General features: G+C 35.2%; 1 protein-coding gene. It reads left to right on the top strand.

The features are described 5' to 3' along the window. Window positions 1-304: hypothetical protein (locus J3U35_RS05195; RefSeq protein WP_267360000.1), on the top strand; the 304-nt coding region annotated here is incomplete at both ends.

The raw sequence follows: 304 nt of genomic DNA, 5'->3' as shown, positions 1-304 counted from the left end.
TGGTGCTAATGTTGCTATTCAGTTAGAAGAAGAGAAGATTTATTATGTCAAAAAAATGCGTCAATATTTAGAAGGTGTCAACATTATTGACAAAATTAAAGACAAATATAAAGACCAATATAAAGTCATATATAAAAATAAAGATTGTCCTGACCTTGCAGGAATACAAGCAATGGGTGTTAAAGCCAGAAGCCGCGAAATATATCTGTCGGTGGCATTGCCCCATTACAAACCAAAAGTGAGTCATTACGAAGGGGTGCTTCGAACTTATAATCATGACTATCAAGAGCCCATTACCTTGCAT

Source organism: Gilliamella sp. B2717, assembly GCF_026536675.1.
Classification (GTDB): domain Bacteria; phylum Pseudomonadota; class Gammaproteobacteria; order Enterobacterales; family Orbaceae; genus Gilliamella; species Gilliamella apicola_I.
The sequence above is the reverse complement of the archived record's forward strand: the minus strand, read 5'-3'. Positions and strand labels throughout refer to the sequence as shown.